The organism is Mycobacterium sp., from assembly GCF_050701675.1.
Classification (GTDB): domain Bacteria; phylum Actinomycetota; class Actinomycetes; order Mycobacteriales; family Mycobacteriaceae; genus Mycobacterium.
On sequence record NZ_JBOGDD010000384.1, the window covers coordinates 1 to 4,937 of the forward strand.

General features: G+C 68.3%; 4 protein-coding genes. All 4 read left to right on the forward strand.

What is annotated here, in order from left to right; translation table 11 throughout:
• Positions 1 to 2,285 (forward strand): alanine--tRNA ligase (alaS, locus tag ACRDUX_RS11585; RefSeq protein ID WP_526413986.1); only part of this gene is annotated, 2,285 nt, incomplete at its 5' end.
• On the forward strand, positions 2,282 to 2,797 hold the full coding sequence (gene ruvX / locus ACRDUX_RS11590; protein ID WP_526413988.1) for a Holliday junction resolvase RuvX: 516 nt from the start codon (positions 2,282 to 2,284) through the stop codon (positions 2,795 to 2,797). The genes alaS and ruvX, both read left to right, overlap by 4 nt.
• Positions 2,790 to 4,043: an endolytic transglycosylase MltG gene (locus ACRDUX_RS11595; RefSeq protein WP_526413990.1), complete on the forward strand. Its 1,254-nt coding sequence runs from the start codon at positions 2,790 to 2,792 to the stop codon at positions 4,041 to 4,043. The genes ruvX and ACRDUX_RS11595 overlap by 8 nt, the downstream gene beginning before the upstream one ends.
• Positions 4,040 to 4,858 (forward strand): shikimate dehydrogenase, encoded by an 819-nt coding sequence (locus ACRDUX_RS11600; RefSeq protein WP_526413992.1) that lies wholly within the window; start codon positions 4,040 to 4,042, stop codon positions 4,856 to 4,858. The genes ACRDUX_RS11595 and ACRDUX_RS11600 overlap by 4 nt, the downstream gene beginning before the upstream one ends.
• Positions 4,859 to 4,937 lie beyond the last annotated feature (79 nt).

Below are 4,937 nucleotides of genomic sequence, written 5' to 3' on the forward strand. Positions count from 1 at the left end.
GGCCGGAGGTGGCCGGGCTGCCAGTGGAACGCATCCAGCGTCGCGGGATGGCCGACAACTACTGGGCCATGGGCATCCCTGGACCGTGCGGGCCGTCGTCGGAGATCTACGTCGACCGCGGACCCGAATACGGTGTCGACGGCGGGCCAGAGGCCAACGAGGACCGCTACATCGAGATCTGGAACCTCGTCTTCATGCAGAACGAGCGCGGCGAGGGCACCAGCAAGTCCGACTTCGACATCCTCGGTCCGTTGCCGCGCAAGAACATCGACACCGGCATGGGCGTCGAGCGCGTGGCATGCCTGCTGCAGGGCGTCGACAACGTCTACGAGACGGATCTGGTGCGTCCGGTGATCGATCTGGTCGCAGGAATCGCGCCGCGCGGATACGGCGTGGGCAATCACGACGACGACGTGCGCTACCGCATCATCGCCGACCACAGCCGCACCGCCGCGATCATCATCGGCGACGGCGTGAGCCCGGGCAACGACGGCCGTGGCTACGTGCTTCGCCGTCTGCTTCGTCGCGTCATCCGGTCGGCCAAGCTCCTCGGCATCGACACTCCGATCGTCGCCGAGCTGATGGCACGAGTCCGCGACGCGATGGGCCCCTCATACCCGGAATTGGTGACCGACTTCGATCGGATCAACCGCATCGCGGTCGCCGAGGAGACGGCGTTCAACCGAACGCTCGCGGCGGGCTCGCGATTGTTCGAGGACGCGGCGAACTCCACAAGGGCATCCGGGATCACCGTGCTCTCGGGCACGGACGCGTTCACCCTGCACGACACCTACGGTTTCCCGATCGAACTCACCTTGGAGATGGCGTCGGAGAACGGCCTCACCGTGGACGAGCAGGGCTTCCGTGGCCTGATGGCGGAGCAGCGTCAGCGCGCCAAGGCCGACGCCGCGTCCCGCAAGCATGCGCACGCCGACCTGTCGGCGTACCGCGAGCTGGTCGACACCGGCCCCACCCAGTTCACCGGCTTCGATGAACTGTCCTCCGAGGCAACGATTCTCGGCATCTTCGTCGATGGCAAGCGAGTACCCGTCGTCGCCCACGACGGGCCGGCCGCGGACCGCATCGAGCTGGTGCTCGATCGCACTCCGCTCTACGCCGAGTCGGGCGGCCAGATCGCCGACATTGGCGGCATCACCGGAACCGGATCCAGCGGCGCCGCCAAGGCGGCCGTCACGGACGTGCAGAAGATCGCCAAGACGTTGTTCGTGCACCGCGTCAATGTCGAGTCCGGTGAGTTCGTCGAGGGCGACACCGTGGTGGCGGCGGTCGATCCCTCGTGGCGTCGCGGTGCCACCCAGGGTCACTCGGGCACCCACATGGTGCACGCCGCGTTGCGGCAAGTGCTGGGCCCCAACGCAGTTCAGGCTGGCTCGCTCAACCGGCCGGGTTACCTGCGGTTCGACTTCAACTGGCAGGGTGCTCTCTCCGAGGACCAGCGCAACGAAATCGAGATCGTCACCAACGAAGCCGTCGAGGCCGACTTCGCCGTGAACACCATGTACACCAAGCTCGAGAAGGCCAAGGCGATGGGCGCGATGGCCCTATTCGGCGAGGCCTATCCGGAAGACGTTCGCCTCGTGGAGATCGGCGGCCCGTTCTCGTTGGAGCTGTGCGGCGGCACGCACGTGCACAACTCGGCGCAGATCGGCCCCGTGACGATCCTCGGCGAATCGTCGGTCGGCTCCGGCGTGCGCCGAGTCGAGGCCTACGTCGGGCTCGACTCGTTCAAGTACCTGGCCAAGGAACGCGCTCTGATGGCCGGTCTGGCGTCGTCGCTCAAGGTGCCGTCGGATGAAGTGCCCGCCAGGGTCGCCAACCTCGTCGAACGGCTCAAGACCGCGGAGAAGGAACTCGACCGCTCGCGGCTTGCCAACGCGCGCGCCGCAGCAGTGAACGCCGCCGCAGGTGCACAGCTGGTAGGTAAGGTCCGTGTGGTGGCACAGCGCATGGCGGGGGGCATCTCCGCCGCGGATCTGCGCAGCCTGGTCGGTGACGTCAAGGGCAAGCTCGGCTCGGACCCAGCCGTCGTCGCCTTGATCGCCGAGGGTGATGGCGATTCGGTGCCCTACGTCGTCGCAGTCAACCCGGCCGCGCAGGATCTCGGGCTGAGCGCGAACGAATTGGTCAAGGTGCTGGGATCGGAGCTGAACGGACGTGGCGGAGGCAAGGCCGATCTCGCGCAGGGCTCGGGCAGTGGAGCGTCTGGCATCGACGCGGCCCTGACCGCGTTGCGCGCAGAGCTCGACCGGAGTCGACTCGGTTGACCCACACCGAAGACCGTCAGCCCGACCGGCCTGGCGGCGACGACCCCGGACGCGGTCGTCGACTCGGGGTTGACGTGGGCACCGTCCGCATCGGCGTCGCCACCAGCGACCCAGACGGAATACTGGCCACTCCGGTCGAGACGGTCAGTCGCGACGGCAAGGGCGCGGGCGGCAAGCACATTCGCAGGCTCTCGCAGATTGCCGCCGACCTCGAGGTCGTCGAAGTCGTCGTCGGTTTGCCGCGGACCCTCGCCGACCGAACCGGCCCGTCCGCCCTCGATGCGATCGCGGTGGCCGATGCCCTCGCGGCCCGGATCGACCCCGTTCCCGTGCGACTGTGCGACGAGCGGCTCACCACGGTGACGGCTCAGCGATCGTTGCGGGAGGCGGGCGTCCGGGCGAAGGGGCAGAAGTCGATGATCGACCAGGCGGCTGCCGTGGGCATCCTGCAGAACTGGCTGGACCAGCGGCGAGTCGCCCTCGCCCAACACCGCGGAGCAGCCGATGTCTGACGATTGGGGTCGCGAGCGCACGGCGCCGGAGGCGGTCGGGCGACCGCGCCGCAACATGAGCCGGACCGAACGCGCAAGAGCCAACCGCAACCGCCGCAGGCGCCGCATGTTCAGCCGGCTGTCGGTCGCCGCCCTGATCGTCGTCGTGATCGGCGCCGTGTTCCTCGGCTCGCGGATGTGGCACGGCGTCTTCGGTAACTCGGGCGGCGACTACCAGGGAGACGGCGTCAAGGACGTCGTCGTGCAGGTGCACAACGGAGACTCGACCACCGCGATCGGCAAGACCCTGCAGGACGGCGGTGTGGTGGCCACGTCGCAGGCCTTCGTCGACGCCGCGGCGGGCAATGTGGCCATCTCCTCGATCCAGCCCGGGTTCTACAAGCTGCGCACCGAGATTCCCGCCGCGAATGCCGTTGCCCGGCTGGCGGATCCGCAGAACAGGGTGGGCAGACTGGTGATCCCGGAGGGACGCCAGCTCGACGACATCGCCGACGTCAGGACCAACGCGGTGACGAAGGGCATCTTCTCGCTGATCTCGGACGCGACGTGTACGAATCTCGACGGTCAACAGAAGTGCCTCAACGTCGACGACCTGAAGAAGTCCGCGGGATCGGCGGACCCGACCGCGCTGGCGGTGCCCGCATGGGCCGTGGATCCCGTCAAGGCGCTCGGCGCCGACCACCGCCGTGTCGAGGGCCTCATCGCGCCGGGCACATGGGACGTCGACCCGTCGGCGTCCGCACAGGACGTCCTGTCGACGTTGATCTCCGCCAGCGCGACGCAGTACGAGCAGAATGGTTTGCTCGCCGCTGGGAACGCCGAGAACCTGTCGCCGTACCAGGTCCTCGTGGTGGCCTCCCTCGTCCAGCGTGAGTCGAAGCCACAGGACTTCGCGAAGGTGGCCAGGGTCATCTACAACCGGTTGATCGCGCCCGATCACCGCCGACTGGAGTTCGACTCGACGGTGAACTACTCGCTGGACCGTCAGGAGGTCGCGACCACCGACGCCGACCGGGCCAGGGTGACGCCATGGAACACCTACGCGCGCGACGGGCTGCCCGCAACACCGATCTGCTCACCCGGCCAGCCCGCGCTGGCCGCCGCCGAGAGTCCCCAGCCGGGTGACTGGCTGTACTTCGTCACCACCGACATGCAGGGCACCACGCTGTTCACCCGCGATTATCGACAGCATCTGGCCAACATCGAGCTAGCCCGACAAAACGGTGTGCTCGACAGCGCGCGATGAGTCGTAGGGCCGCGGTTCTCGGATCGCCGATCGCGCATTCCCGGTCGCCTCAGCTTCACCTGGCTGCCTACCGCGCCCTCGGGTTGACCGACTGGAGCTACGAACGCATCGAGTGCGGTGCCGATGAATTGCCCCCGTTGGTTCGCGGCTTCGGCCCCGAGTGGGTGGGTGTGTCGGTGACCATGCCCGGCAAGTTCGCCGCGTTGCGATTCGCCGGGGAGCGAACCCCCCGTGCGGAGCTGGTCGGCTCGGCCAACACGCTCGTCCGGACGGCCTCGGGCTGGCGGGCAGACAACACCGACATCGACGGAGTGACAGGGGCCCTCGGTGAGGTCTTCGGAGGGCAGGAGCGGAGCGACCGGGGAAACGACATCGGTCCGGCCGCGATCCTTGGCTCCGGCGGCACGGCCCCCGCGGCGCTCGTCGGACTGGCCGAGCTTGGCGTGCAACATGTTTCGATTGTCGCCCGCAACCTCGGCAGGGCCGCGCCACTGCTGGACCTCGGGTCGCGGCTCGGCGTCGATACCCGCTGGCTCGAACTCGGCGCACCGTTGGCCGACGTCGCAGTCGTGATCAACACGATTCCGGCGGACGTCGCCGCCCAGTACGCCGACACCGTCACGAGGACGCCGGTGCTGCTCGACGCGATCTACGACCCGTGGCCGACGCCCTTGGCGCGGGCGGTCACGGCCGCGGGCGGGCAGGTGATCAGCGGGCTGCAGATGCTCCTGAACCAGGCCTTCGCACAGGTCGAGCAGTTCACCAGCCTGCCCGCGCCGAAAGAGGCGATGATCGCGGCCCTCGGCGGACCGTAACCTTCCTCCATGGGGGAAGGCGTGGCCGCGGTTTGTGTGCTGGTCTGGCTGCTGGTGCTCGCCGAGTACGACGTCAGGC

Bases quoted from the DNA above. Each gene is read 5' to 3' on its own strand.
- ACRDUX_RS11595 (WP_526413990.1), top strand. From the start codon at position 2,790: ATGTCTGACGATTGGGGTCGCGAGCGCACGGCGCCGGAGGCGGTCGGG.
- ACRDUX_RS11600 (WP_526413992.1), top strand. From the start codon at position 4,040: ATGAGTCGTAGGGCCGCGGTTCTCGGATCGCCGATCGCGCATTCCCGG.